Genomic DNA, 26,348 nt, shown 5'->3' with positions numbered 1-26,348 from the left:
AGGATTTCGACCCCAATGCCACGATGCCGAAACTTCCGGCACTCTTGCCTGATCTTCCGGAATACTTGATAGAACTGGGCAATCGACTTAGGGTGACTCCATGAGCGAACTCGACAAAATACGCGCCATCGCCATGCGCCATGCTGGCCGTCCCAGTCTTAAATTGCCGCGACTGTTTGCGTATACTCTCGACCATACGACCGAGGTCGATCCGCTGATCTACGATCCTGCGGCGTCCCTGGTGATCCAGGGTACGCAGCGCATGTTTATCGGCGACAAGATGTTTGAATACGGACCCGGCCAAAGCATGATCGTCGCAGCCGAGATTGCCGCCTTGGGCCAAGTTTGCGAAGCGTCGCCAGACAGACCGTTTGTCGCAATCGGTTTATATCTGGACCCGCCTATGCTGTCCGACCTCGTCCTTGAGATGGCGGCGATGCCGGAGTTGCCGATGGAATCGGGATACGGCGTCAGCACCGCGAGTGCGTCGCTTCTCGGTGCTTGGGGGAGATTGGTAGAACTGCTCGATCGCCCATCCGAAATCCCGGTCATGGCTCAGTCTCTGGAGCATGAGCTGATGTTTCGGCTACTGATGGGGCCGCATGGCGGCCTGCTGCGTCAGATTGCCGGGGCTGACTCGCGTCTGATGCACATCCGAAAGGCAATGGCCTGGATACGCGACCACTACGCCGAACGTCTCGATTTCAAGGCGGTCGCGGCACTTGCCGGCATGAGTGTATCCGTGTTTTACGATCGCTTCAAAGCCGTCGCCGCCGTCAGCCCGCTTCAGTATCAGAAATATATCCGGCTCCACGAGGCCCGCCGGCGCATGATCGCGAACCAGGCAGGTGCGGCCGAAGTTGCGTTCGCCGTCGGCTATGAGAGCGCCTCGCAGTTCAGCCGTGAGTACAAGCGCCTCTTCGGAGCGCCCCCGGGTCAAGACACCAAGCGAGCAAAGGCTGGCCTGGGGGGCATCAATCCGCCAAAAGCACCCGGTGCGCGGCCAGAGGTTGCTTGAACCGCTGACCGTAGTCCTGACTGACCGCTGCAACGACACTCGCTCGTAGAGCCAAAGCCTCGCGCCATCGCGTGACGCGCGGGAGACCCTGAGATATCGTTTGCGTTATGGCTGGGTCGATGAAACCGAAGTACCGGAAAAGAGGCGCGAACACCGATCGACCATCTCGAAGATCGCGATGCCAGCGGCATGAGCCGCGCAGGCCTGCATCGCCATTTTCTGGCGATAACAGCGTTCAGTCCTAGTCAGTACCACAAGCATCTCAGATTGCAGGAGGCCCGACTAGCAGCCGGCCATAGCGCCTCGCAATTCACGACTGGAATGCAGGCGCTTTGCCCAGTTGCCAGAGTCAACTCTGTTACAGTCGAAACTACGGCGTTGCCGTCCACGGAAAGCGGACGTATCAGTCGGCATAGATGATGGAAATGTAGCACCACCGGGAACATGCTGTTGGGACGCCAAGAACATGGCAACCAGCTCGCTCTCGATCTTAAATGCCTGATCGGGTGCAATCGTCGGGCACCGCAACTAACGAAACGTTTGCTCAAGGCGTTAGCCTTATGTGCATATAAAGACAAAAACAGCGGGCTTTCACAGGCGACGGCTCGATGGAACAATGGACGAGCCCATATCTCGGGTGTAAGCTCACAACACACTACACGCATGCGATGAATCTCGAGGGGGACGGGAGGCGGCTATGCAGACGACGGTGTCCACGGCTTCAACTGCAGCACGAGACCCTCCGGGAATAGAGGAAGTCCGGTCGCAACTCGAACGCATCGTCGCGAGCGCGGAGTTTCCCGGCTTGGGGCGAAGTGCCGCATTTCTGCGATATGTTGTCGAAGAAGCCATCGCCGGGCGGGCCGCCCGCATCAAGGGTTACTCCATCGCAATTGAGGTATTCGGCCGCAATGAAAGCTTCACGCAGGACGATCCGGTCGTGCGGATCGAGGCCGCGCGTCTAAGGCGTTCGCTAGAACGTTATTATCTGGTGGAAGGTCACAAGGACCCGGTCAGGATCGACATACCGAAGGGCGGATATGCCCCGGTGTTCTCATTGAATACTGCGGTCGTTTCCAAGAAGGTCGATAATGGGTCCGTTCCGACCTCACAGCTATCGCCGATGGTCCGATGGTGGAGCGTGAGGCGGCTTTCGCTTGCTTGCCTCGCCCTGCTTACGGCTGCGTCTGCCTATCAATTCTCAAGTCACTCAAGATTGGCGCCAACAGAAGAGTTAGCCGAAAGCACGGCTCCCGACAGACCCGCCCTAATTGTGGCTCCTTTCGCCAATTTGGGCGATGGACCAAACGCCCAGTTATACAGCCTCGGGCTTACGGAGGAGCTTCTGACTGCCCTGCCCCGCTTCAAGGAGATCAAGGTCTTTGGTCGCGAGACGTCCAAAGCGCTGCCGTCGGACGTCGATGTATCCAAAGTTAGGGAGGAGCTGGGGGCCCGTTATCTTCTGACCGGGGGTGTGCGAACTGCTGGAAACAGCCTGCGCGTGACAGCCCGTCTTCTTGACACCGACGATGGCGAAATAGTCTGGTCCCGGGATTATGACAACGATCTCGGATCGAAAGACCTGTTTTCCATACAGGCGGACGTGGCTAGAAGAGTCGCCACCGCCATTGCGCAGCCATATGGTGTGATGGCACAGGCCGACACCGCAAATCCTCCACCGCAGGATCTTGGTGCATACGAATGCAGCCTGCGCTTTTACGCATATCGTAGCGAGCTCAGCCCCGAAGAGCATGCACACGTTCGCGAATGCCTGGAAACATCCGTTGCGCGGTATCCGACCTTTTCCACTGCCTGGGCGATGCTATCAATCATCTATCTCGATGAAGACCGCTTCAAATTCAATAGGGGCCAAGGTCCGGAAACACCATTGCAGCGGGCGCTTCGCGCGGCGCGGCGGTCGACCCAGCTTGATGCGAGCAACACGCGAGGGCTTCAGGCGTTGATGATGGCCCTGTTTTTCAACCGGGAGCTTACCGAGGCGATGCGAGTAGGCGAAGTGGCCCTCGCTACCAACCCCAACGACACCGAGTTGATGGGCGAGTTCGGCACCAGACTAGCCCTTGGCGGCCAGTGGCAACGGGGAGCCAACCTGCTTGATCAGGCTATCGCACTCAATCCAGGCGGCAGCGGCTATTATAACGGCACACGCGCTCTTGCAGCCTACATGCTCCACGACAATTCAACCGCCGTCCGCGAGATCACCAAGGCTGATATGCAAAAATTTCCGCTGTTTCATGCGGTTGCGGCGGTCATATACGCAGATGCCGGAATGATGGATCAAGCCCGGCACGAGGCAGAGATTTTCGTTCGAATGCGCCCGGACTTCCTGCCAAACGTCGTTGAAGAACTGGCGATGCGGAACGTACAGCCAGGTGATCGTGACCGACTGGTAGAGGGACTTCGCAAAGCCGGAATGCTGCCTCCCAAGGTTAAAGAACCCGCCGCGATAACCATCAGTGCTTCGGATTTGCAGCCGCGCTAGCGCAGAGGCTTAATACGCTGAAAATCGAAATGCCGCCCGCTGCGACGTACCAAACGGGCAGGTAGGAAAGGTGACGCCAATATCTCTTTCCTTCAGGCCTTTTTCGAACGCCCACATCTTACGCGGATACTTCCAGATCCACGCACCGCTGTAGAAATCAGACGAGCTGCGTTTTCATGGGTTTATCCTTCTCAGGTGCGGCCTTCTGGGCCACAGAATGGTGGCGAGCAACAGAGTGTAGGTCAAAGCTAACGCGATATAGACAATGCGGGTGGCGAAGCTTTCCGCAGCACTGCCAGGCAGGGGCGACACACCGAGCCCGAACAGGATAAGGAAAATCGTCAGTGCACCGGCAAACATCGGCGCCTCCCTGGTACGAGCTGCTGCCCGACCTCCCAGAAAGAGGGCAACGACAAGGACAATCAGAAAGATCGAGAACAGGTTGGGGCGAAGCGTGAGGATCGCATAAGCTAAAGATGCGAGGACGCCGCCGAATAGATTGACCATTATAAGCCCAACAGCTGCCCGCGTGCTTGCGGCGACGTCGAGCTGGCCGAGTAAGGATGCAACGGTGATCGGAATGACCGCCGCGGCCGTCAGATTGTCGCTCGTCAGGCAGATCACGACAGATGCCAGCAGAATCAGCGTATTGGCCAATGCTCTCAGCAGAGCCGGCGGCTGGTCGAAGGATGGCGCGGCACTTCCGTCCAGAACTACCGGTTCGGGAAAGATCGCATGGGCGAGCCACATCAAAAGCGTGCCCGACAACACGCCACCAACAAGAATCGAGAGGATGGAATTGGCCAACTCATCGTTCAAAATACCGAGCAGCGGAACGATGATCGCGACCACCAACACCAGAAAGACCGCAGGCCCGCCCTTTCCCGACGCCTGTAAGGCAAAACACAGGAAATAGGTTAGCCCCAGAAGCAGGAGAAAGGGAACAGGACGATTGCCGAGGCTGCTGGTCAAGATCATCATCGCCATTCCCGCGACCAGAATGACGAGCGCCGCGCCAAGTGTCTTGGCAAGCGGCATCGGTCGAGAGCTTCCCAGCAGAAATTGCGCGGCGAAAAGCGGCCCGAGGAACGGAACAAAGGCCCCCCAATACACCGCCAGCACAAAGCCGATCGAAACCGCAAGAGCGACCCGCAATCCTTTTCGTTTCTGCTGGGCGGCGGTGCTGTCAGTTGACATAGGTGAGCACCGACATGATACGGATCCAGAGTGATCCCCAAGCATTGGTGACCGGATTGTTACCGGTATAGATGATGACGGTCGCCTGCGAACCGTAGCGCACGCCGCCCTTGGGTCTTTGAGCTTCATCGATATTGAGACGGACCGGAAACCGCTGCGCTTCCTTGACCCAGCCGCTGTCACTGCGCATGGTTGGCAACCCGGTGCTCGGATCCGTGCTCCCTTGCGAGACACCGAAGCCGACGCTTTCTACCGTGGCAGGGAACAGTCGGCCTGGAAGGGCATCAAAAAGGATTTCCGCCCTGTTGCCGACGACGACATTTTCGAGGCTGTTCTCCTTGAACGCGGCATTGATCCAGATGGTGCCCACATCGATAAAGGTCATGGCCGGTTGGCCGGCTGGCAAGACCTTGCCACTGGTGAGCTGAAGGTTTGTCACGACCCCGGACGAAGGCGCCCGCACTGTGGTATGCATCAGGTCCAGCCTGGCCTTCTCCAATCCCGCAAGAGCTGCGCGCAGTTGCGGATTGTCGTTTCCGGAAGGGCCGAGCTGCTCGCGGGCCTTGGTGAGATCAGCCTGCGCACCGGAAACCGAGGCCTCTGCCTGATCGAAGGCAGATTTGGCGGCGTCGAAACGGGCTTTTGAAAACACGCCGTTTTTGAGGAGTTCGGAGGCCCTGGCATATTGGTCGCGAAGGTTGTCCCTGTCGGCACGGATCTGGACAAGCTTTGCTTGGGCGGCATCCACCGCAGCGGTCGATGCGCCGATTGACTGGCCGACACTGGCCAGACCGGCCTCCGCCTCGTTCACGGCGAGTTGGTAGCGCTGGGGATCAATTCGGAACAGGATCTGGTCGGCCTCCACCCGCGTATTGTCGTTAACGCCCACTTCCACGACGCGACCTGTGACTTCAGGCGCTATACCAACGACATACGCCTGGACCTGCGCTTGAGATGTTGATGGTGTCCGCCGCTCCATGAAGATTGACAGCACGAACAGGACCAGCGCCAGACAAACGACAGCGAAAGCGATCCTCCGCAGGGGATTGCGGGGTGGCGGGGTAGTTACAGGCTCGTGTGATATCTCGGAAGCCACGATCTCGTTCCTTCGAAGTTAACTGCCCATCCGGCGGAATTACACCGGGCGCGGACCAGGTGAGCGATGAAGAGAGACAACGGTGGCTCGGGCGAGAGCATCTTCAATCTCTCTGCCAAGGGCCGCCAACAATTCCCTGTATTCGGCCACACGGTCATCTCGGACTGGATCGGAAGAAGCCGCCTCCCATCTTGCCAACTCCGTCTGGGCTTCGGCAAAATCCTGGCAGATTTCACAGAATATGACGTCGCGCGACGCAAGCTCGTTGATGGCCTGAACTCTTGTGGGAAACCGCAGCCTGACCGCAGCCACACCTTCATCCATTGTCCTCTCCCACCCTCACAGCGTCACGGCGACGCCGAATGTCTCGATGGCATATTCTTTGATGAAGCGCGGCTCGTGCAGTATGTTACCGTAATATACGCTGGTGCGATCAGCTTACCGGGGTCGGATTGCAGCACCGTCAAGGTCTCGCATGTTTTAACACGCTAGCGAGCGGGCGAGAAAGACGACGGTTACGGGGCCGCGTGTGATTGTCTCTGGCAACTTCCACACTTTCACGCATTCAGATGACGGCATCGTCCGCCGGATGCCCGTAACATACCCGATGTTACGGGAAAACAGCCCGTCATTCGCATAGGTTTTTTGTGCGCCGACGTGGCGAGGACAAAGCTGTGACATATGGCGGCGGGCGATCTGGTGAACGGCAACGATACAAGGGACCTCCGTAACGGACGCTTTCCATATCGAATGGGAAGGCTCCCTTTTTGTGTGATGTTCGCAGCTCTCGTTGGTTGCGGCGGCCACGCGAAAAACGTTCTTGTCCCTGTTGCCGATAGCGCCCCCACATCCACCAAGGTGGACATGCTGATCACAACAACGCGTAGTCGCTCCGCGAACAAAGGCGAGATGTTTACGGGTGAACGCGCAAGGGATGCGGCCTTCGCGGAGATCACCGTGTCCATCCCTCCGGGAAATGTCCGCAAGATTGGTAATGTTGCCTGGCCGAAAAGGATTCCTCCCAATCCAGCCACTGATTTTGCGACGTTAAAGGCACAGGAAATCAGCCGCGACGATGCCCGGAAATGGCTGAGCGCTTCCGTCAGAAAGAGCCGTGACGGCAGCGTGCTGGTCTTCATTCACGGCTTCAACAATCGATTTGAAGACTCGGTCTATCGCTTTGCCCAAATCGTCCAGGATTCCGGCGTAGCGAGCGCTCCCGTACTGGTCACCTGGCCGTCGCGCGGAAGCCTACTTGCGTACGGCTACGACCGCGAGAGCACCAACTATACGCGCAATGCCCTGGAGTTGCTTTTTCAATATCTGGCCAGGGATAAGCAGGTGAAGGAAGTTTCGATCCTTGCTCATTCCATGGGTAACTGGCTCGCGCTCGAGGCGCTTCGTCAAATGGCCATTCGCAATGGAAGCCTTCCGGCCAAGTTCAAGAATGTGATGCTCGCATCTCCCGACGTCGACGTCGACGTCTTCCGGCAACAGATCGCCGACATGGGCAAAAAGCATCCGAAATTCACTTTATTTGTCTCCCGGGATGATCGGGCATTGGCCGTGTCCCGCCGAGTGTGGGGCAACGTCGCGAGGCTTGGCGCTATCGACCCTGAGCAGCCTCCCTACAAGAGTGAATTGGCCGAAAGCCAGATCTCGGTAATCGACCTCACCATGATCAAAGCCGGGGACAGCCTCAACCACGGGAAGTTCGCGGAGTCGCCAGAGATCGTCCGGCTGATTGGAGCCCGGATTTCTGATGGACAGACTTTGACGGACAGCAAGATTGGCCTTGGAGATACGATCCTTGCAGCAACAACCGGCACGGCAGCGGCAGTGGGCAGTACCGCAGGGCTGATCCTTGCCGCTCCGGTTGCCGTCGTCGATGCCGACACCAGAGACAATTATGCCGGGGGCGTTCAGTCCCTTCTTGGTTCAGGTGGCACGACACGGAAATCATCGCACTGCAACACACCGAACACTTCGACTGAAGCATGTCATCACTAGCGGGTCGAGCGTCCTTCGGAAGGGCGCCGAGGTACCACAACAGGGACAGACAATGGTAATGCGCCTGAAATTTTTGCTGATGAAAATATCTCGCACGTCTATTGCGGCGATGCTCATCCTTTTCGTTGGCATCTCAGCCGTAGCAGCGCAAATGCCTGACGCGCCCGCTCCGGCGGAACAACCACCCAATGTCCAGCACTTCATCACCCTAATGTCGGATCCCGATGTTCAGAAATGGTTGCAGCACGTTGCTCGTGGAGCGAATCCTGAAGCGCCGCCTTCGACCAGCGCAGAGGCGGGTCCCTCGTTTGCCGCATCGACAATGCGTTTCCGCGCCCATGCCGCCGCAATGGTCGACGCTGCACATTCTTTTCCGTCCGAAGCAATGCGTGGCGCCGCTTTACTTGAGCAGGACATCAAGACGATTGGCGGGACCCGGCCCATCGTGCTGGTGGTCGCGTTTGTTGTCGCAGGACTTGCCGCTCAATGGGTATTTTGGTGGATCAGTGCTGGCTGGCGGTCATGGATGGCGGAAGCCTCGTTCACGACCGTTTGGCACAGGATTATTGCCATAACCGCCCGGCTGCTCTGGGCGGCTTTTTACGTGCTGTCGTTCGGGCTGGGCAGCATCGGTTTCTTCCTGCTTTTTGAGTGGCCACCGATCGTTAGGGAAATCGTCGTCGGCTTCCTGTTCGCTGTCGTCATTTACCGCCTCGCCAGCGCAGTACTGGATGTGTTTTTGGCGCCACGCTCGAACGAGAAAGGCCATTTCCGCGTGGTTCCGATCTCTGACGAGACGGCAGGTCACTGGGCAAAACGACTGAGCTATCTCGTGGGTTGGTACGCCTTTGGCTGGGTGACCATTCGGCTTCTCGGTACGCTTGGCCTATCGATCCCGGCGCGGCAGCTCGCGGCCTACTTCCTGGGTTTCATTCTTCTCGGCATTGCTATCGAGGCCATATGGCGACGCCCGCCTCATTCCTCCACGTTACAGGGCAGCCGGATTGGATTGAATGGTCGCAACTGGCTTTGGACTGCCTATTTAACCGGTATCTGGTTGCTCTGGGTGGCGGGCGCGACGACGCTTTTCTGGACTATGGTCGTCTGCGCCGCATTGCCAGGCGCGATCGTTCTTACCAAAGCATCTATAAACAACATTCTGCGCCGCTCCGGCGCTGAAGAGGATGGTCATAAACGTGTCACAGTGGTTTCGGTTGTCGTCGAGCGTGGGATAAGGGCAGCCCTGATCGTTGCAGCCATCCTCTTCCTCGCCGATGTCATGGACGTTCGACTGACCGAGATGACGATGCAGGATTCACCCGCGCTACGGCTCTTACGTGGAGTGCTAAGCGCCGGCATCATTCTCCTCGTCGTCGATCTGGCATGGAATGTCGTTAAAGTGCTGATCGATCGGAAAATGGGAGACACGGAAGCCGCGCTTGAGATTGGAAGCGAGCGGGAGCGGCGGCGTACCCGTTTGAGAACTCTTCTACCGATCCTGCGCAACTTCGTCATGATCCTTTTTGCAGCGATTGCGATCATGATGGCCCTGTCTTCACTCGGAATCGAGATCGGACCATTGATCGCCGGTGCTGGCGTCGTAGGCGTCGCCATTGGCTTTGGTGCGCAGACCGTCGTCAAGGACATCATCAGCGGCATGTTCTATCTACTCGACGATGCATTCCGGATTGGTGAATACATTCAGAGCGGCAGTTACAAAGGAACCGTCGAGGCGTTCAGTCTCCGCTCGGTCAAGCTTAGGCACCACAGGGGCCCGATATTCATCGTCCCATTCAGTGAACTGGGTGCCGTCCAGAACATGAGCCGCGACTGGTCAGTGGTCAAATTCCTGCTGTCCGTGTCCTACGAATCCGACGTCGCCCAGGTCAAGGCAATCACCAAAGCCGTGGGCAAAGCCCTGTACGATGACCCCGAATTCCAGCCGTTCATTATTGAGAACCTCAAAATGAAAGGCGTCGAAGAGATCACAGACATTGGAATAAAATTGAGCTTTGGGATGACGTTGAAACCTACCCAACTTCAATCGGCCATCCGTCGCAGAGCTTATGCAATGCTGCGGGAAGCATTCAACGCCCAAGGCATCAAGATCGCCGTTCCGACCGTGCAAGTCGCAGGCGGAAAGGAAGAGGGTCTTGCTGCCGCTGCCCAACAGGCGCTGGCAAAACACAACGCCGTGACCGTGCCCGGGCCAGCTTGATCACGAAGTGAACCAGGCGAAACGCCATCAAAGATCACAAGGAGGATATGAAATGAAAACCTCAAAAATCGTATCACACCTACTCAGCCTGATCGCCGTGCTGATGCTGATCAGCATACCGGTTCTTTTACCCTCGACCGCTGAAGCCCGTCGTGGGGCTGCAGCCTGCGGTCCCCGAGGCTGCGGTGTGGCGGCGTGCGGACCGCGCGGTTGCGCTGCTGCCGGACGTCGTCATGCACCCGCATATCGCCCCGCCCATCGGCCTGCGGCCCCGGCCTACCGGCCAGCGCGGCGCGGCGTTGTCGTTGTTGCTCCCCGCCGCTACTGGCGGCCGGGCGCCGCGATAGCTGCAGGCGCAGCCATTGGCGTCGTCACCGGTGCAGCAGCTGTCGCACTGGCTGGTACACCGCCGCAGCCCGGCCAGTGCTGGTATTACACGTCTCCGGCCAAAACGACCGGCTTCTGGGACGTTTGCCCGCACTGAAACTGCTTGGCTGGGACAATCATGCTGCTCGCGCACGCGCAGATCATCAACGAAGGGGATCTTCCATGGACTTCAACACCATCGACGCCACGCTTGTCGGAAAGCTTCTTCTTTTGCTTTTGATCGGCATGGGTCCAAAAATTGCCCTCGTGCCGTTTCTTGAGAAAACCCATAGTTTCGACACCGCGACCAAAGTGCGCATCGGCCGCCAGATGGTACTGACAGCACTCGTCACAGCACTGATCCTCTTTGCGACCGGCGCGCTTCTGATGCGACTTCTCCACATAACCGGCGGCGCCGTCGCTGTGGCAGGTGGCATCATCCTTGCGCTCATAGCGATCAAGATGGCATCCGGACCGACGGAAAAGCCGCATGACGAGCTTGCCGATCCGATCGATCCGGACAAACTCGCAGTGTTCCCGCTTGCGGTTCCCTATTTGCTCAACCCCGTCGGCATAACCGTCATAATCCTGGCGTCTGGCGAAGTTGTCTCAGTCGCCAGCGCGGTAGTTGTCGCTGTTCTGATCCTGATTGTCGCTGCTTTCGACTATGTCGTTTTTACCAATACCGACAAGCTGTCCAAACACATGAAGCCAGCGAGCATGGTCGTCTCAGAGGTCGTGTTCGGGATTTTGCTGACCGCTGTCGCAGTCCAGCTGATTGTCAGTGGGCTAGGGCGTCTAGGGATCATTGCGCCGGCGGTGGGCCATTGACCCATAGGGCGCAGCCTCTCCAGGCGGCTCGAAGGGAATGCGCATGATGACTGATCGAAGGAAAAATGCTCTCGCTTACGGATCACTCATCGTGCTCCAGTCCCTGGCGGTCGCATTCCTGCTCCGGGTTATCTTCCCGATCTTTTACGCCGTCGTCACCCATCTTGGCGAACGCCAACAAGTGCCCGTGTCGACATTGCTCACAATCCTTGCGGTTGCGCTGCTTTTACAGGCAAGCTACTGGACAAGAATGCGTTGGGTCGAGGTCCGCGCACCGTTCCACTCCATATTCGTATCTCACCTCTTATCGTTTGCCGCACGCCTGGCCTTCCTGTTCGGAGGCGTCTTGTTCTCAACGATCTTCTTTCGACACTTGCCGGAATCCAACACGCTGCCTCCGCTTGGTCACACGGTTCTGCAGGGGGCTTTGATCCTGTTGGTACTGTTCAGTTTTTTTTGCTACTCCGTCGAACTTGAACGCCTTGCGAAGGCGATCGAAGATCCAGCTGAGACATAAATTGCCTCCGGTTACAGCTCAGCAATGTGGTGTTGGCCGCCGCTGTCGAAGCCGACTTGGCGGTGGAACCGATGTCCATATCGCGTTCCATCCAGGCTACCGAATAGCGCCGCGCGGATGAAGGGTAGTTAGACATCGCTCGGTGGAGCAAAGAGGGTGTGTGCGTATTCTCGATGCTCAGGCGAACACGCGGAAGAATTTTGATCCCATGATTTTAGATTTGCGAGTGTTTTCAGCTCTCCTCTGTGTTGCCACGGGACACGGAAACTGACATCATCGTTTTGCAGGCTTCAACGGGCCGCTGATATTCCATGAGCAGGGTAGCTCTCGACCGGAAACGGGCGGGAGCTTTTTTATTTTTTGGTGGGCGATGATGCATTCAGAAAGCTGGCGGGTCGGTGTGCTGTTCTCCGAGACGGGTGTGACCGGAGCCGTCGAAAAAACCCAGAGGTTCGCGACCTTGCTGGCGATTGACGAAATCAATGCGGCTGGCGGCGTCCTTGGCCGGATGATCGAGCCTGTCGCCTATGACCCTAAATCGACGCCCAATCTCTATAAGGAACTTGCGGTCAAGCTTTGCGACGAGGATCGGGTCCGGGTCGTTTTCGGTTGCCATATGTCTAGCACCCGCAAAGCCGTACTGCCCGTCATCGAAGCTCGAGATGCCCTGCTATTCTATCCGACACTGTATGAGGGGTTTGAATACTCTCGGCACTGCATCTACACCGGGGCCGCACCCAACCAAAACTCCGTGCAGCTGGTCGACTTCCTCACCAAGCATTATGGAAAGCGGGTTTTCCTTGTGGGTTCGAACTACGTCTACCCTTACGAATCCAACCGGACGATCAGCGATCTCTTTCTTCAGCTGGGCGGTCAGGTGCTGGACGAAATATATGTTCCTCTCAACCTAAAACCCGAAGATGTCGCCAAAATCATCCGGCATATTCGCGCGGCACGGCCGGATGTCATCTATTCGACAATCGTCGGCGACGGTATCATTCCCTTCTACACGGCGTTCAAAGAGGCGGGTTTTGATTCAGCGACGATGCCAATCGCCAGTCAGTCGACAAGCGAGGCCGACGTGATCCGGATGCGGCCGGAAGTGGCCGAGGGGCATATCACCGCGGCCCCGTTTTTCGCCTCCCTGGATACGCCGCGCGCGCGTGCCTTCGTCTTGGCTTACCAACAGCGATACGGCCAGCAGATGCTGCCGACCGCGCCGGCCGAAGCGGCCTATTTCCAGGTCTATCTCTATGCGGGAGCTTTGCAGCGGGCCGGTGGCGACGGGCTGGAGCAGCTTCTTCCAGCCCTTTACGAGGTCGAGTACGACGCTCCGCAGGGCGCTGTGAAGATAGACCGGCTGACGAACCACACCCATCTGTGGCCAAGGGTTGCAAAAGTAAATGCGCAAGGCAGCTATGACATCGTCCATGACCCGTCGCTGCGCGTGGCGCCAGATCCCTTCATGCGAGAATATCGCCCGGATCTGACGCAGCCGTTCCCACATCGTGTTCAGGTCTGAGAAGGAGCGACGATGTCTTTCGCCCTTCTTAGAGATTTGCGGGACCTCAAGGTTCTGGTGATTCATCCCCGGACATCCGAAGGAGAGTTTCTCGTTGATCACCTGCGCCGTATCGGTTGTACGGTCAGTTGCCTCTGGCCGGTCCCTGCCGAGTTGCCACACGGCACGGATGTCGTCTTTCTTGCCATGGAAGACGAGGCGCGACCGGAAATCGAACGCCTGCTGAAGTGCCTCCCCAATCCCGCTCCGACCATGCTCGCCATCGTCGGTTACGAAAATCCCTCCACATTGCAGATCGTTCTGGAAAGCGGCGCGCTTGCCATTGTCGAGAGACCGATCAAACCGTTCGGCCTGCTGACAAATCTCGCCATAGCGCGCAGTCTCTGGCTTGAGCGCCAAAGGCTCGTCAAGGAAGCCCGTAAATATAAGCGCAAGGTCTTGGGAGACCAGAAGCTTGCCCGGGCAAAGGCCATTCTCATGGCCAATCGCGGCACGAGCGAGAATGAGGCGTATCGTGAAATGCGCGAGCAAGCGATGGCTCGGCGGGTCCCAATCGATGAAATCGCCAATTCGATTATCAACGCCGAACAGCTCTTGCGCCCTTCCCAAAAACATGATTAGTTTTTGATGTGTTCCAGATGAACACCTCCGGCACATCCCTTCGTTTCGCGAAGCCATGTGCCGCTGTTGCACGCGGCGCAGCCGTGATGCGATGATGGCAAGGGTGCCCGCAGGCTGTGAAAAGCCTCGCGGGTTTTTTGTTATCTGCTGACAGTGAAGTCGGCCTTCCAGTATTTTTTCGGCATGAAAGCCTCGCCGTAGAGCCGGGCAGTGCCGTCGCGTGCGCCAATCAAAAAAAGGGGAACCAAGATGGTGTTCAACAGACGTGACTTTCTGAAAACCGCAGCCACAGCTTCCGCCGCACTCGCCTTGCCGGCGCTGGGCGGCCGGGCATTTGCAGCCGATGCTATCAAGGTCGGTGCGCTCTACTCCCAGACGGGCGGGCTTTCTGTCGCCGAGAAGCTTCTCGCCAACGGTGTCATGATGGCCGTGGCCGAAATCAACGCAGCCGGCGGCGTTCTTGGCCGCCAGGTGGAAGTCGTCGTCGAAGACGGCGCTTCCGATCCGAAGACCTTCAGCGAAAAAGCATCGAAACTGATCCTCAAGGACAAGATTTCCACCATCTTCGGCTGCCACACCTCTGCCAGCCGCAAGGCCGTGCTGCCGATCTTCGAACGGCGCGGCGCGATGCTGTTCTACCAGACGCACTATGAGGGCTTTGAGTGCTCGCGCAACGTCGTCTATTCCGGCGCCGTTCCAAACCAGCAGCTCTCCAACTACATTCCCTGGATTGTCGAGAAACTGGGCAAGAAGAAGTTCTTCATCGTTGGCTCCAACTATGTCTATCCGCGCGAGATGGCCAAGGTTTCCAAGAAACTGATCGAGGCGGCGGGCGCAGAATGGGTGGCGGACGAATATCTGGAACTTGGACACTCCGAATGGGCTGTCATGGTCAGCAAGATCAAGGAATCGGGCGCCGACGTGGTTCTTTCCAACGTGGTTGGCGACTCGATCATCGCCTTCTACCGCGAGTTCAAGAACCAGGGCCTCTCGCAGGAGGTCATCCCGATCTGCGCGACAGTGACCTCCGAAATCGAGATCGCCGCCATGGGCGCCGAATATGCGGCGGGCAGCTACACATCATTTCCATATTTTATGTCGATCGAAACGCCGGCCAACAAGAGCTTCATCGAACGCTTCAGGACCTTCGTCAACGATCCGAAGGCAGTGACATACCATTCGCTCGAGGCCGCCTATTTCCAGGTATTCCTGTGGAAGCAGGCAGTGGAGAAATCCGGCGACCTGTCCGCCGACGCGATCCGGGCCGGTATTCGCGGCCAGACCTACGATGCGCCCGGCGGCAAGGTGACGACCGACCCCGACAACCTGCATTGCTGGCTGACGCCGCGCATCGGGCAATGGCAGCCGGATGGCCAGAGCAAGGTCGTTAACGCCTATCCGGCGCCGATCAAACCACTGCCCTATTCGGCCTATGGCGAGACGGAAAGCAATCTGTTCTGCACCGCCAACGGTCTCGACGCCGCAAAGCTCAAAGGCTGACCCCTCCCCGCGTCGTCCCGCCGAACCATGTTTGGCGGGACAATGTCTCGGCAAGGCGGATCTGCGTTTTTGTCTGCTCGGCACCAACCCGATTTCGGCAATGGTAAGAAGTAGAACAAAGTCTGGTCCGCCCTTCTCACGAACGGTGGCGTTATGCTCGACATTCTCTTTATCGGCCTCAGTCTCGGCTCGATCCTTCTTCTGGTGGCACTCGGTCTCGCCATCACCTACGGCGCCATGGGCGTCATCAATATGGCGCACGGCGAAATGGTCATGATCGGCGCTTATGTCGCCGTCCTCTCGGGTATCTGGCTGAAAACAAGCCTTCTGCTCGCAATACCACTGGCTTTTGTCGTAACAGCGTTGCTCGGTCTGATAATCGAGCGGGTGGTAGTGCGCCGGCTCTACGGCCGCCTGCTGGACACGCTTCTTGCCACCTGGGGCATCGCCATCCTTCTACAGCAAGTCGTAAGGCTCGAATTCGGCCTCACCTTTTTCGGCATTCATATCGAAGGTCTGGGAGCCGGACTGCAAAACGTCGCCGTGCCTTCGTATCTCCAAGGCACCTTCAGGTTCGCCGGCGCCGACATCAACGCATACCGCACCTTCATCATCGCAGTGACCGCCGCGCTGACGCTGGCGACATGGTTCATCCTCTACCGGACGACGGCGGGCATGCAGGTGCGGGCAATCATCCGTAATCCAAAAATGGCTGCGGCCTGCGGCATCGACGTAAAACGCATCAACGCGCTCACCTTTGCTTTTGGTTCCGGTCTGGCCGGCGTCGCGGGCGTCATGATGTCCGGCTTCAAGACCGTTTTCCCGGACATGGGCACAACCATGGTCGTGGACGGTTTCATGGTCGTGGTAACGGGCGGCGTCGGCAGTCTCTTCGGCACGGCCCTTTCATCAGGGCTTCTGGGGGAAATCAATGCGCTGGTGGCCATCGGCACGAACGACATTCTGGCACGCGCCGTCGTTTTCGGGGTCGTCATCCTCGTCATTCTCGTAAAGCCCAGCGGGCTGTTCTCGTTCAAGGGGCGCTGACATGAGCAACGAACGAAAATTTCAGATCGCCGCCTATGTGCTTTTCATCGCGGTCATTTTCGCAGCACCCGTTTTCGGCGACGAATTCTGGCTGAACCGCATTTCGAAATATCTGGTCTACGGGATGCTCGGTGTCGCCATTGCGCTGACCTGGGGGTATGCGGGCATTCTCAATCTCGGCCAGGGGCTGTTTTTCGGCCTTGGCGCCTACATGCTTGCCATGTCGCTGAAGCTGTCAAGCCCGACCAGTCTGCAACAGGGCTCCGACAAGCCGGTTCCGGATTTCATGCTCTGGAATGCCGAGCCCGGTGCGCCGACCGAACTCTGCTGTATCAACAAGGGCTCCTTCCTCTGGCTTCCGTTTCAAAGCCAGTCAGTCGGTCTCGTGCTCGGCATCCTGCTTCCGGTGGTGGTGGCCGGCGCGCTCGGAATGCTGGTTTTCCGTAAACGTATTTCCGGTGTCTTCGTCTCGATCATTACATTGGCGCTGGTTCTGCTCGTGCGTCTCGTGATGGTCGATGCGCAACCAGTGACGAATGGCTTCAACGGCCTGACCGATCTTGGCTGGCTGACGATCAGTGGCATCGAATTCGACCCTTACAGCCGGGCGACCTATTATTTGTGTGCCATATGTCTGTCGTTGACGCTCATCGGTGCGCGTCTCGTCGTGGAAACCCGTGCTGGCATGATCCTGCAGGCGATCCGCGACGATCAGGTGCGCGCCCGCTATCTCGGTTTCGACGTCTCGCTCTACCAGGTGTTCTTCTTTGCCATTTCAGCCGGGATCGCCGGCGTTGCAGGTATGCTTTATGTGGTCGTTGCGGAGTTCGCCTCTCCGACCTTCATGGATCTGTCTTTCTCGGTGACAATGGTCGTCTGGGCTGCCGTTGGCGGTCGCTCCTCCCTGCTCGGTGCCTGTATCGGCGCGATCCTGATCAACATGATCGAGGCCGAGGTCAGCGAAACCGAAGCGCTGGTCGAGGCGTGGAAAGCGATCATCGGCCTCATCTTCGTCCTCGTCGTCCTGTTCATGCCGCGCGGACTTGGCGGCCTCGCGCATGATGTGCTGCGACAGTTCCTCCGCCGGGTCAAACCAGATGCGGCGTCTTCATCGTTGCAGCAACAAAACGAGGCATTGTGATATGAGTGCAATCGCATTGACCATCGACGGTCTCAGCGTCGATTTCGGCGGCTTCAGAGCCGTCAACAATGCCAGCATCACCGTCGAAGATGGCGAACTGCGGGTGTTGCTTGGCGCAAACGGCGCCGGCAAGACGACCCTGATGGATCTGATCAGCGGTAAAACGCGCAGCACGCAGGGCAAGGTCTTCGTCTACGACACCGACATCACCAACTGGCCTGAGCACAAAATAGCGCGCGCCGGCATCGGTCGAAAATTTCAGATCCCCAGCATTTTTCGCGATCTTACCGTGCGTCAGAATCTGGAAGTGGCGAATTGCCGAAATCCCTCCGTTTTCGCCAACCTCCGGTTTGGGTTTTCGCGCGCGGAAGCCAAACGCGTCGATGAGGTGCTCGCCCTCACGGGCCTCGAAGCGGAAGAGGACATGACGGCCGCTTATCTCAGCCATGGCCAGACGCAATGGCTGGAACTCGGCATGCTCATCGTTCAGGATCCCAAGGTCGTTCTGCTGGACGAACCGACAGCCGGCATGACCCAGGCCGAGACCCGCAAGACGGCCCAGATCATCAAAAACCTCAAAGGCCGCCACACCATTCTCGTCGTCGAGCATGACATGGGGTTTGTGCGTGAAATCGCCGAGCGCATCACCGTCCTTCATCTGGGAGAGGTTCTGGCAGAAGGAAGCGTCGAGGATATCGAGCACAATCCGAAAGTCCGTGAAGCCTATCTCGGTTCGAAAGGAATTTCCTGATGCTGACATTGAAAGACGTGCACAGCTATTACGGCCGCAGCCATATCCTGCACGGCGTCACACTGGATGTTCCAACCGGCAAGGTGACGAGTATTCTCGGCCGCAACGGCACCGGCAAGACGACCCTGTTGAAAACCCTGATGGCGCTGACCGACCGCATGACGGGCGAAATGCACCTGCAGGGAAAAGACATCGCCTCTTCCCCGACGCATGTAAGGGCTCGGGCGGGGATCGCCTATGTCCCCCAGGGCAGGGAGATCATTCCCGATTTCACCATCCGCGAAAACATCCTGATGGGCGCTTTCGCGCATGCCGATCGCAAACGCGAAATTCCAGCACTCGTCCCGGAACTTTTTCCCTATCTGATGGCCAACCTCGACCGACCGGGCGGTGTGCTTTCCGGTGGCCAGCAACAACAGCTCGCCATCGCCCGCGCCCTGGCTGCGGACCCGAAAGTGCTGCTGCTCGACGAACCCAACGAAGGCATCCAGCCCTCTATCGTCGAGGAGATTGAAAAGATCATCATCCGGCTCAATCGCGAGATCGGCATGACGATTATCCTCGTTGAGCAAAACGTGGCGTTTGCGCGGCATGCGTCTCACCACTTCGCCATGCTGGAGAAGGGAGGCGTGGTTGCGGCAGGCGCCATAGACGCGCTCTCCGACACGCTTGTCCATCGGCATATGGCTGTCTGAGAAGACGGATCCTTTATTAAAGACAATGGGAACAATCATGACACCGACACAGAGCTACACCGCCGCCGCTATCCAGTTCGAACCGACCATGTTTGAAAAGGCACGCAATATCAGCCGGCTGACAGCCCTTTGCGAGGAGGCGGCGCAGGCCGGCGCACGCCTGATCGTTACGCCCGAAATGGGGACGACAGGCTATTGCTGGTTCGACAGGGCGGAGGTGAAACCATTCGTCGAGACCATTCCCGGACCGACCACCGACGTTTTCCATGCCATTGCCCGTCAACACCGTTGCTACATCGTCGTTGGCATGCCGGAGGTCGATCCAGAGAGCGATCTCTATTACAACACGGCCGTCCTCATCGGTCCCGATGGCGTCATCGGCCGGCATCGCAAGTCGCACCCCTATATCGCCGAGCCAAAGTGGGCCGCCAACGGCGATATCGTGCACGAGGTCTTCGAGACGGAGATCGGCCGGATTTCGATGCTGGTCTGCATGGATCTGCACTTCTTCGAAACGGCGCGGCTGGAAGCTCTGGCCGGCGCAGACATCATCTGCCACATCTCCAACTGGCTGCAGGAACGCGCACCCGCACCCTACTGGATCAACCGCGCCTTTGAAAATGCCTGCTATGTCATCGAAAGCAACCGGTGGGGGCTGGAGAGAACTGTGCAGTTTTCCGGTGGAAGCTGCCTGATCGAGCCCGACGGAACAGTTGCCGCATCCATCGATACAGGCGACGGGATTGCCTACGGCAAGGTCGATCTCGCCCGCGCACGCCGCCGCGAAGTCTTGAGCGAACCCGTCTTCAAATCGCGCCGGCCCGAGCTTTACATGAACATGATGACCAACAGCTTCACCTGGAATCCGGGCGACTACTTCCGCCTCTATGGCAACCAGCCCATCCCGCGCGGGCGCAAATCGCGCGCGGCAGTTGCGCAGTTTGCCCCCTCCTCCTCGGTCGCAGACAACATTGCCCGCATCACCGCCCTTGCCACGGAGGCAAAGGCGACGACAGCGCCGGACATTCTGGTTTTCCCGGAATTGTCGCTGACCGGGCTTGAGGCTCCCCAAACCCGGGCGGAACCGCTTTCAGGCCCGACTGTCTCCGCCTTCGTGCGCCTCGCAATGAAGCTCGGCTTTTATCTCGCCGCCGGATTTGCCGAGGCGGACGGAGACAAAGTCTATAACACAGCAGTGCTCGCCGGCCCCGAGGGGCTGGTGGGCAGCTATCGCAAGACGCATCTCGGTATTGCCGACAGCTGGGCGACAGCCGGTGACGAATGGAAAATATACGATCTTGCCATCGGCCGAGTGGGCCTGGCGATTGGCCACGACGCTCTTTATCCGGAAGCGATCCGTTCGCTCGCCCTTATGGGGTGCGATCTGATAGCCTGCCCTTCGGCAATTGCCGGTACGTTCACCGGAAGCCACGCAGGAACGAAAATCCCGCACAACTATCCCATCCCGAAGGGCGCCGACCCCTTTCACTGGCATGCTTTGCGGGTTCGTGGGGGCGAGAACAACGTCTATTTGGCCTTCGCCAATGTGCTTGATGAAACGGAAGGATATCTGGGCAAGAGCGCCGTGTTCGGGCCGGACTCCTTTGCCTTTCCGCGTCAGGAATCGGTGATATTGGATGAGGAAGGAATAGCCGGTGCGACTGTCGACACCACCAATCTCGACACACCCTATCCAACGAACATCGTCCGTCGAAAAGACCTTGTTGTCATGCGGCAGCCGCATCATTATCAGCCCCTCGTCAAATGGCATCAGTGAAAGGCTGGCAGGATGTCCGCATTCACATTCGCAACCGTCCCGCAGATCATTGCGGGACCCGGCTCTATCGCAAGGCTTTCGGAGCTGAGGAGCATGCTCGGTCCGCGCGTTCTGGTGATTTCGGACGATGGGGTCGTCAAGGCGGGGCTCGTTCAGCCGGCGCTTGCCAGTCTTACAGAAGCCGGCGCCGAAACATCAATCTTCACCGGCGTTGTCGCTGATCCACCGGAAGCCATCATCCATACGGCTGCGGCACAGGCGGTGACGTTTGGCGCAACCGGTGTGCTGGGCATCGGCGGCGGCTCGTCGCTCGATGTCGCAAAGCTTGTAGCGCTTATTGCCAAAAGCGGCGAAGCGCTCGGCACTATCTACGGCGTTGGCAAGGTGACGGGGGAGCGTCTGCCGCTGGCGCTCGTGCCGACAACGGCCGGTACCGGATCGGAAGTCACGCCGATTTCGATCATCACCACGGGTGAACACCAGAAAAAGGGCGTAGTATCACCCGTACTTCTGCCAGACGTGGCGCTTCTCGACGCGAACCTGACCATCGGACTTCCTCCCGCCGTGACCGCGGCGACGGGAATTGACGCAATGGTCCACGCCATCGAGGCCTTCACGTCCGCCAGTGCAAACAACAATCCCGTTTCCCGTGCCCTTGCCAAAGAAGCCCTGCGGCTTCTCGGAGCGAATATCGCGATCGCCGTCGAGGATGGAACCGACCTTGCCGCCAGACAGGCGATGCTGCTGGGTGCAATGTTGGCGGGGCAGGCCTTTGCTAATTCGCCTGTCGCTGCCGTTCATGCTCTCGCCTATCCGATCGGAGGCCGCTACGGCGTTCCCCACGGTCTTTCCAACAGTCTGGTACTGCCGCACGTCTTGCGCTTCAACGCGACGGTGTGTGGTGATGCCTACGCGGAGCTGGCACCGTGTCTCTTTCCTCACCTTGAGCCTGCCGATCAGAACGGACGGCTCTCCGCTTTCATCGACGGACTAACGATGCTGCCAGTGCGCCTTAATCTTCCCGTAAGGCTGAGGCATGTCGGAATTCCAAAGGAGGGAATTCCTCTACTCGCGGAAAGTGCGATGGAGCAGACCCGGCTGCTGGTCAACAACCCGCGTACCATGTCGCTATCGGATGCCGCCAATATCTACGAGGTTGCCTGGTAAGCAGGCCAGTGCACACGTCACATGAGTTATAGCCATCCTTTTTTTTAACTCAATCATCAAAATATTGAGCTACGATACAAGCACCACACGGAGATATCTGGCGCGATTATTATCGCAGCAACTTCGCGAGGCCCTTGGCCAATATTGGTCCGGTCGGCCGCCCTGTCGGCGATCCGCCCGCCTGTTCCAGCGTGATCTCATAGAGCTGATCATTTCTTGGCGTCGGCAATTGCGGAACAGCCAGACGTGCCGATCGCACACCATCGATGAGGCCGAGGGAAACTGGCCCCCTGTCTCTGGACGGCAGGGTCCAGACCTGAATCGCCTTGTCCCCGGGGATATTGAAATCGGCCAACATACGGATCGTCGCCTGCTCGTTGCCGAAATCCTCGACTATCGCCTGCACCTCCCCGGCATCATTGATCAGAACCGCGACGACAAGCGGTTCCACCGTCCGGGTCAGGCTGTAAGCGAGACCGATCGCGAGCAGAAAGGTGGCGGCGATGGCCGAGATCGCGGCCATTCGCCAACCGTTCCTACGGTTATCATTCGCGTTTGAGATCAGAGGCATAAGACCGGTTTGATCCTGGACCGGCAAGGCCGCTTCGATGCGCTGCCAAAGCTGCTCGGTGACGGTAGCAGGTGCCACGCTCATGTCGAGTGGCAGGAAGCGCTCACGGCTGGCAGCAATTGCGGCGCGCAGTTCAGCATCGCGTTCCATGGCAACCTCAACCTCGTTAACATCCGCGGCCCCTAGCAGGCCCAGGACATATTCATCGGCAATAGCAGGGATATCCTTGCGATCGTAGGTCATGCCATGCACTCCCGGAGAGCTGCAAGGCCACGCCTGATCCAGGATTTGGTCGTACCGAGCGGAATACGCAGCCTCCCGGCGATCTCGCCGTGCGAGTAGCCGCCGACATAGGCCATAAGAATGCCGCTGCGTTTGCTCTCGTCGAGTCCACCAAGGCAATCATAGAGCCGCGAACTGCGGTCCAGCCTGTGCCATGCCGCCATGACCTCATCCGCCTGCTCGCTTTCGCGCAGGGCCTCCACTTCCTCGACGGTGTGCTCGCGCTTTCCATCCCGCAGGAGATTAAGTGCCCGGTTGCGGACAATGGCATAGATCCAGCCTCGGGCAGAGCCGCGATCGGCCCTGTACTGATGTGAATGGGTCCAGATCCGGATGAAGGCGTCCTGCACTACCTCTTCGGCAAGCTCACGACGCCGGACAATGCGCTCGGCGACCGCAATCAGGCGTCCCGCCTCCCGATCAAAGATCAGGCGCAGAGCGTTGCGATCACCCTTGGCGCAGGCAACGAGTGCCGTATCGAGATCGTCCGGCTTAGAGCCCATCAGCATCAATACTTTCTCCCAACACCGACGGGAAGACTGTCGGTTTTGAAAGTTATACCCGCCGGATCGACGAATGGATGCAAGTCGAAATTATTTTTTCACAGGCTGCATCCAAACGGCATGGCTGGCGTGTCTTCAATTCAGGAAGCGTCGAAAGCCGAGCGCTACACGACTTCCGAACGGTTTAACACGGGAGAAAGACATGAAGATCATTCGTTTCGCACTGATTGCCTCCTCTGCTTCCATCGCAGTGGCATCGACCGCATTCGCGGCCCCCGTCCTCGGCCTGACCGGCGACAGGACGCTCGTCATCTTTGATACGGAGAAACCGGCGGTGACGAAAAAGATGGACGTGACTGGCGTCGACAAGCTTGTCGGCATCGACTTCCGTCCGGGCAACAAGACGGTGATCGGCGTCACCCCCGATCATCGCATCGTCTCGATCAATCTCGAAACGGGTGCCGCCGCCGACGTCGCCAAGATGGACAAGATGCTGACCATGACGCAAGCCCCCGTCGTGGTCGACTTCAACCCTATGGCCGATCGACTGCGCTTCATGACCGGAACGACCAACCATCGTGTCCACCCGGATACTGGCGCTGTGACGGTTGACGGTGTGCTCGCCTTCGAGGAGGGTGACATGCACAAGGGCGAGACCCCGAACATCGTCGCTGCTGCCTATACCAACTCCGTCGGCAAGCCTGAAAAAACCGCCATGTATAATATCGATGCCACGATCGGCGCGCTGATCCAGCAGACCAAGCCGAATGACGGCACGCTGAAAGCAATCGGCAAGCTCGGCCTCAAAGACAAGCCTGCGGCCTATGCCTTTGATATTCAGAGCATGGCGGACGGCAAGAACGTGGCCTATCTCGCTGCATCCAAGACGCTCTACACCGTCAACCTCGAAACTGGCGCGGCAACCGAAATCGGCCCGATCACAGGGCTCGATAACGAAGTGCGCGACATCGCCGTTCTGCCGAGCATGTAATTCAGCGGACGTTCAACGATGAAACTGAAAAGGCCGGCGCCCTCAAGTGTCGCCGGCCTTTCTGATGATGGAATAGCCCCGAACGGCATCTTGGTCAAAGAACCGTGTCGATGACATGGATGACGCCGTTGGATTGTTTGACGTCGGCGATCGTCACCTGCGCAATACAACCCACTTCGTGGGTGAGCTTGATCGTGCCCATGCTTTCCTGGCCTTCAGAAGGCATCCGCCGACGATGAAACTTTGCGAATTTCGTCAGACGCCACGCCTGAATGGCCAGACGACGATATTTCCCGCAAAGAGCGCCAACCACACCAGGTATGGCTGCAAAGGCAACCGGATGAGATGGTAGGACCATTGCCATGGTGAAACAGCCGCGGCACCAAGGCTGTCGACGGCATGCTTGATATTGGCCGGGAATACGCAGATTGCATAGAACGCCAGGCCAATGCCGGCGGCTTTCCGCAGCCGCGGCACCAGAAGTCCGACGGCACCGGCAATCTCACACAGGCCAGTCAGGAAAATAACGGCCTCCGGCTCAGGAACCCAGGCCGGCGTGATACCGAGGAAGGGTTTCGGCAGGACGAGATGCAGAATGCCCGCGAGACCATAGAGGCTGGATAGTCCCCACTGGCACCGCCGCTGCCAGACATCAATCCTTGCCGTCACGTGCTATCCTCTGCTCGACATCCCTTTTCACGGCGTTGAGGTTCGACTTGCGGCCCGCGACCGTCTCGATCGCTGCGATTACCAGATCGTTGGCAACGAAATCCGACTTGTGCCCTAGATTGTGCACGACGATCAGACGGGCACCGAGAATATCGCGGGCGAGATGACCGGAGTGGATCTCAGGGGAGACAATACTATCAGTATCCCCCGTGATGATGACCGTAGGCACTTTGATTCTGCGGTAATTCACGGAAGCCGCTCTGGCCCAGTCGCTCAAAGCCGCAACTTCTCTCGCATTGTGCCGAAATGCGAGCGGCCGCAACGCTTGCAGGGCACGTGTCTTGTCGATGTAGTCGGCGGGAACCGGGTTCGGAGCAAAGACGCCTTTCGTGGCATTATCGATCATCATAAGCCCGATAGGTGGCACGATAAGAGTGCTGAATAGAGTGCCTGTGATCGGGGCGCTGGCGGCCTCGTAGTACCAGGCGATCCCGCTATTCCATGGGTAGACCGCAGGAGACAGGAAGACGAGGCCTAAGACCATATCCGGATGGCGCACGGCGAAGGACGCGGCAATTGCTCCCCCGAAGGAGTGACCGACAATAATAGCGCGGTGAATGCCGCGCTTCTGCATGAGGACGGCAATGGAATCGGCTTGACCGTCGGGGAAAATGTTCTCCTCGCCACCGACGTCGGAATTGCCGTGACCCGGGCGATCGACGAACAACAGCTTGGCCCGTTCCTGCAGCTTTGTCCGAAACGAGAACATCGGATCGTAAAGGCTGGCACTGGCGCCATGAATAAAGACGATTGGTGGCAAGTCTGGCTTCCGACCAGTCTCAACCAGGACGCTATTGAGCTTGAATCCACCGACATCGGTACGGACTTGATCGTCCCGCTTTGGCGCAGCAACCGCTTTAGAAGCAATCAACACGAAGCAGCCGATCATCAGAAACGCGGCGGTCAGGCAAAGAGTTCGATCCGGCATATCCTAGAGCTGCCCCGCGGTGCCACTGGCAAAGATCTGACCTGTCGGAAGGCCCGTCGGCATCAAAACGAAGGCATTGTTTCCCGCCATTACATGCCGAATGATGCCGGCTTGCCTGCCGCGAAACGCATCGTAGCCATAGACAGTCTTGAGGATATGCAAGGGATCAGCGGTCACGGCGGTTTTTATCCGAAGTGGAATGATTGTGCATCATCACGGTTTTGGGATCGATGGCAATGCCGAAGATGGAGTTGGTCGTGGCAGCAGGTAGCGCGATTGATGTTGTGAGCAACCACAGCGACTGCAAATAGGGCTCCGAGTTTCCTCGGAGCCCTTTGATAAGTCTCGTAAATTTTGGTTGCGCGAG

The 26,348-nt window shown here is 58.2% G+C and carries 24 protein-coding genes and 2 pseudogenes; 18 read left to right on the top strand and 8 right to left on the bottom strand.

Going from position 1 to position 26,348, the window contains the following annotated elements:
• The first annotated feature begins 100 nt into the window (after nt 1–100).
• From J5276_RS29670 to J5276_RS29665, 3 genes and pseudogenes are all read left to right on the top strand, one after another.
• Nucleotides 101–1,018 (top strand): AraC family transcriptional regulator, encoded by a 918-nt coding sequence (locus tag J5276_RS29670; RefSeq protein ID WP_003516963.1) that lies wholly within the window; start codon nt 101–103, stop codon nt 1,016–1,018.
• Between the two features lie 177 nt (nt 1,019–1,195).
• Nucleotides 1,196–1,366: pseudogene (locus tag J5276_RS30910) on the top strand (AraC family transcriptional regulator); the annotation flags it as partial.
• Nucleotides 1,367–1,715: 349 nt separating this feature from the next.
• Entirely contained in the window at nt 1,716–3,521 is a 1,806-nt protein-coding gene (locus tag J5276_RS29665) for an adenylate cyclase (protein ID WP_219256780.1), read from the top strand.
• 174 nt (nt 3,522–3,695) lie between these two features.
• Here the strand turns inward: J5276_RS29665 and J5276_RS29660 are convergent, their stop codons facing one another.
• From J5276_RS29660 to J5276_RS29650, 3 genes are read right to left on the bottom strand one after another with little or no spacing between them, the layout of a single operon-like run.
• Nucleotides 3,696–4,718, bottom strand: coding sequence for a DUF2955 domain-containing protein (locus tag J5276_RS29660; RefSeq protein WP_013637561.1), 1,023 nt, complete (start codon nt 4,716–4,718; stop codon nt 3,696–3,698).
• Entirely contained in the window at nt 4,708–5,814 is a 1,107-nt protein-coding gene (locus tag J5276_RS29655; protein WP_035252442.1) for an HlyD family secretion protein, read from the bottom strand. Before J5276_RS29655 ends, J5276_RS29660 begins: the two co-directional genes overlap by 11 nt.
• A gap of 39 nt (nt 5,815–5,853) precedes the next feature.
• Nucleotides 5,854–6,138 (bottom strand): hypothetical protein, encoded by a 285-nt coding sequence (locus J5276_RS29650; protein ID WP_035200796.1) that lies wholly within the window; start codon nt 6,136–6,138, stop codon nt 5,854–5,856.
• Between the two features lie 426 nt (nt 6,139–6,564).
• Here J5276_RS29650 and J5276_RS29645 point away from each other — a divergent pair, with 426 nt between their 5' ends.
• From J5276_RS29645 to J5276_RS29580, 14 genes are all read left to right on the top strand, one after another.
• The gene (locus tag J5276_RS29645; RefSeq protein ID WP_035201433.1) at nt 6,565–7,824 is read left to right on the top strand and encodes an alpha/beta hydrolase; all 1,260 of its coding nucleotides are present in this window, start codon (nt 6,565–6,567) and stop codon (nt 7,822–7,824) included.
• A gap of 52 nt (nt 7,825–7,876) precedes the next feature.
• The gene (locus J5276_RS29640; RefSeq protein ID WP_013637557.1) at nt 7,877–10,042 is read left to right on the top strand and encodes a mechanosensitive ion channel family protein; all 2,166 of its coding nucleotides are present in this window, start codon (nt 7,877–7,879) and stop codon (nt 10,040–10,042) included.
• 52 nt (nt 10,043–10,094) lie between these two features.
• Entirely contained in the window at nt 10,095–10,526 is a 432-nt protein-coding gene (locus J5276_RS29635; protein WP_013637556.1) for a hypothetical protein, read from the top strand.
• A gap of 65 nt (nt 10,527–10,591) precedes the next feature.
• Nucleotides 10,592–11,239: a MarC family protein gene (locus J5276_RS29630; protein WP_003516981.1), complete on the top strand. Its 648-nt coding sequence runs from the start codon at nt 10,592–10,594 to the stop codon at nt 11,237–11,239.
• A 37-nt stretch (nt 11,240–11,276) separates the two neighbouring features.
• Nucleotides 11,277–11,756 (top strand): hypothetical protein, encoded by a 480-nt coding sequence (locus tag J5276_RS29625; protein ID WP_236742473.1) that lies wholly within the window; start codon nt 11,277–11,279, stop codon nt 11,754–11,756.
• A 370-nt stretch (nt 11,757–12,126) separates the two neighbouring features.
• Complete coding sequence (locus J5276_RS29620; RefSeq protein WP_013637554.1) at nt 12,127–13,278, top strand: transporter substrate-binding domain-containing protein; 1,152 nt, start codon at nt 12,127–12,129, stop codon at nt 13,276–13,278.
• Between the two features lie 12 nt (nt 13,279–13,290).
• On the top strand, nt 13,291–13,899 hold the full coding sequence (locus J5276_RS29615) for an ANTAR domain-containing response regulator (RefSeq protein WP_003516987.1): 609 nt from the start codon (nt 13,291–13,293) through the stop codon (nt 13,897–13,899).
• Nucleotides 13,900–14,148: 249 nt separating this feature from the next.
• Nucleotides 14,149–15,399, top strand: coding sequence for a transporter substrate-binding domain-containing protein (locus J5276_RS29610; RefSeq protein ID WP_209159995.1), 1,251 nt, complete (start codon nt 14,149–14,151; stop codon nt 15,397–15,399).
• Between the two features lie 153 nt (nt 15,400–15,552).
• Nucleotides 15,553–16,446, top strand: a complete 894-nt coding sequence (gene urtB, locus J5276_RS29605) for an urea ABC transporter permease subunit UrtB (RefSeq protein WP_209159994.1) — start codon at nt 15,553–15,555, stop codon at nt 16,444–16,446.
• 1 nt (nt 16,447) lies between these two features.
• Nucleotides 16,448–17,587, top strand: coding sequence for an urea ABC transporter permease subunit UrtC (gene urtC, locus J5276_RS29600; RefSeq protein WP_209159993.1), 1,140 nt, complete (start codon nt 16,448–16,450; stop codon nt 17,585–17,587).
• A 1-nt stretch (nt 17,588) separates the two neighbouring features.
• Nucleotides 17,589–18,338 (top strand): urea ABC transporter ATP-binding protein UrtD, encoded by a 750-nt coding sequence (gene urtD / locus J5276_RS29595; protein WP_209159992.1) that lies wholly within the window; start codon nt 17,589–17,591, stop codon nt 18,336–18,338.
• Entirely contained in the window at nt 18,338–19,033 is a 696-nt protein-coding gene (gene urtE / locus J5276_RS29590) for an urea ABC transporter ATP-binding subunit UrtE (RefSeq protein ID WP_209159991.1), read from the top strand. Before urtD ends, urtE begins: the two co-directional genes overlap by 1 nt.
• Before the next feature lie 25 nt (nt 19,034–19,058).
• On the top strand, nt 19,059–20,810 hold the full coding sequence (locus tag J5276_RS29585; RefSeq protein ID WP_209159990.1) for a nitrilase-related carbon-nitrogen hydrolase: 1,752 nt from the start codon (nt 19,059–19,061) through the stop codon (nt 20,808–20,810).
• Nucleotides 20,811–20,822: 12 nt separating this feature from the next.
• Nucleotides 20,823–21,977 carry an iron-containing alcohol dehydrogenase gene (locus J5276_RS29580; protein WP_209159989.1) on the top strand — a complete coding sequence of 385 codons (1,155 nt, stop codon included), beginning with the start codon at nt 20,823–20,825 and terminating at the stop codon, nt 21,975–21,977.
• Between the two features lie 109 nt (nt 21,978–22,086).
• On the opposite strand, the gene J5276_RS29575 is transcribed toward J5276_RS29580, so the two are convergent.
• On the bottom strand, nt 22,087–22,791 hold the full coding sequence (locus tag J5276_RS29575) for an anti-sigma factor domain-containing protein (RefSeq protein ID WP_209159988.1): 705 nt from the start codon (nt 22,789–22,791) through the stop codon (nt 22,087–22,089).
• Nucleotides 22,788–23,333 (bottom strand): sigma-70 family RNA polymerase sigma factor, encoded by a 546-nt coding sequence (locus J5276_RS29570; protein WP_209160000.1) that lies wholly within the window; start codon nt 23,331–23,333, stop codon nt 22,788–22,790. Before J5276_RS29570 ends, J5276_RS29575 begins: the two co-directional genes overlap by 4 nt.
• A 202-nt stretch (nt 23,334–23,535) precedes the next feature.
• Here J5276_RS29570 and J5276_RS29565 point away from each other — a divergent pair, with 202 nt between their 5' ends.
• The gene (locus J5276_RS29565; protein ID WP_209159987.1) at nt 23,536–24,324 is read left to right on the top strand and encodes a DUF4394 domain-containing protein; all 789 of its coding nucleotides are present in this window, start codon (nt 23,536–23,538) and stop codon (nt 24,322–24,324) included.
• Nucleotides 24,325–24,418: 94 nt separating this feature from the next.
• Here the strand turns inward: J5276_RS29565 and J5276_RS29560 are convergent.
• The 3 genes and pseudogenes from J5276_RS29560 to J5276_RS29550 form a co-directional block, all read right to left on the bottom strand.
• Nucleotides 24,419–24,558, bottom strand: a pseudogene (locus J5276_RS29560) (fasciclin domain-containing protein); the annotation flags it as partial.
• Between the two features lie 21 nt (nt 24,559–24,579).
• Complete coding sequence (locus tag J5276_RS29555; RefSeq protein ID WP_209159985.1) at nt 24,580–24,993, bottom strand: DoxX family protein; 414 nt, start codon at nt 24,991–24,993, stop codon at nt 24,580–24,582.
• Nucleotides 24,977–25,981, bottom strand: coding sequence for an alpha/beta fold hydrolase (locus J5276_RS29550; protein WP_209159984.1), 1,005 nt, complete (start codon nt 25,979–25,981; stop codon nt 24,977–24,979). The genes J5276_RS29555 and J5276_RS29550 overlap by 17 nt, the downstream gene beginning before the upstream one ends.
• Between the last annotated feature and the right edge of the window lie 367 nt (nt 25,982–26,348).

Source organism: Agrobacterium sp. S7/73 (assembly GCF_019355535.1).
GTDB classification, from domain to species: Bacteria; Pseudomonadota; Alphaproteobacteria; order Rhizobiales; family Rhizobiaceae; genus Agrobacterium; species Agrobacterium tumefaciens.
This window is presented reverse-complemented; position numbering and strand designations above follow the sequence as displayed.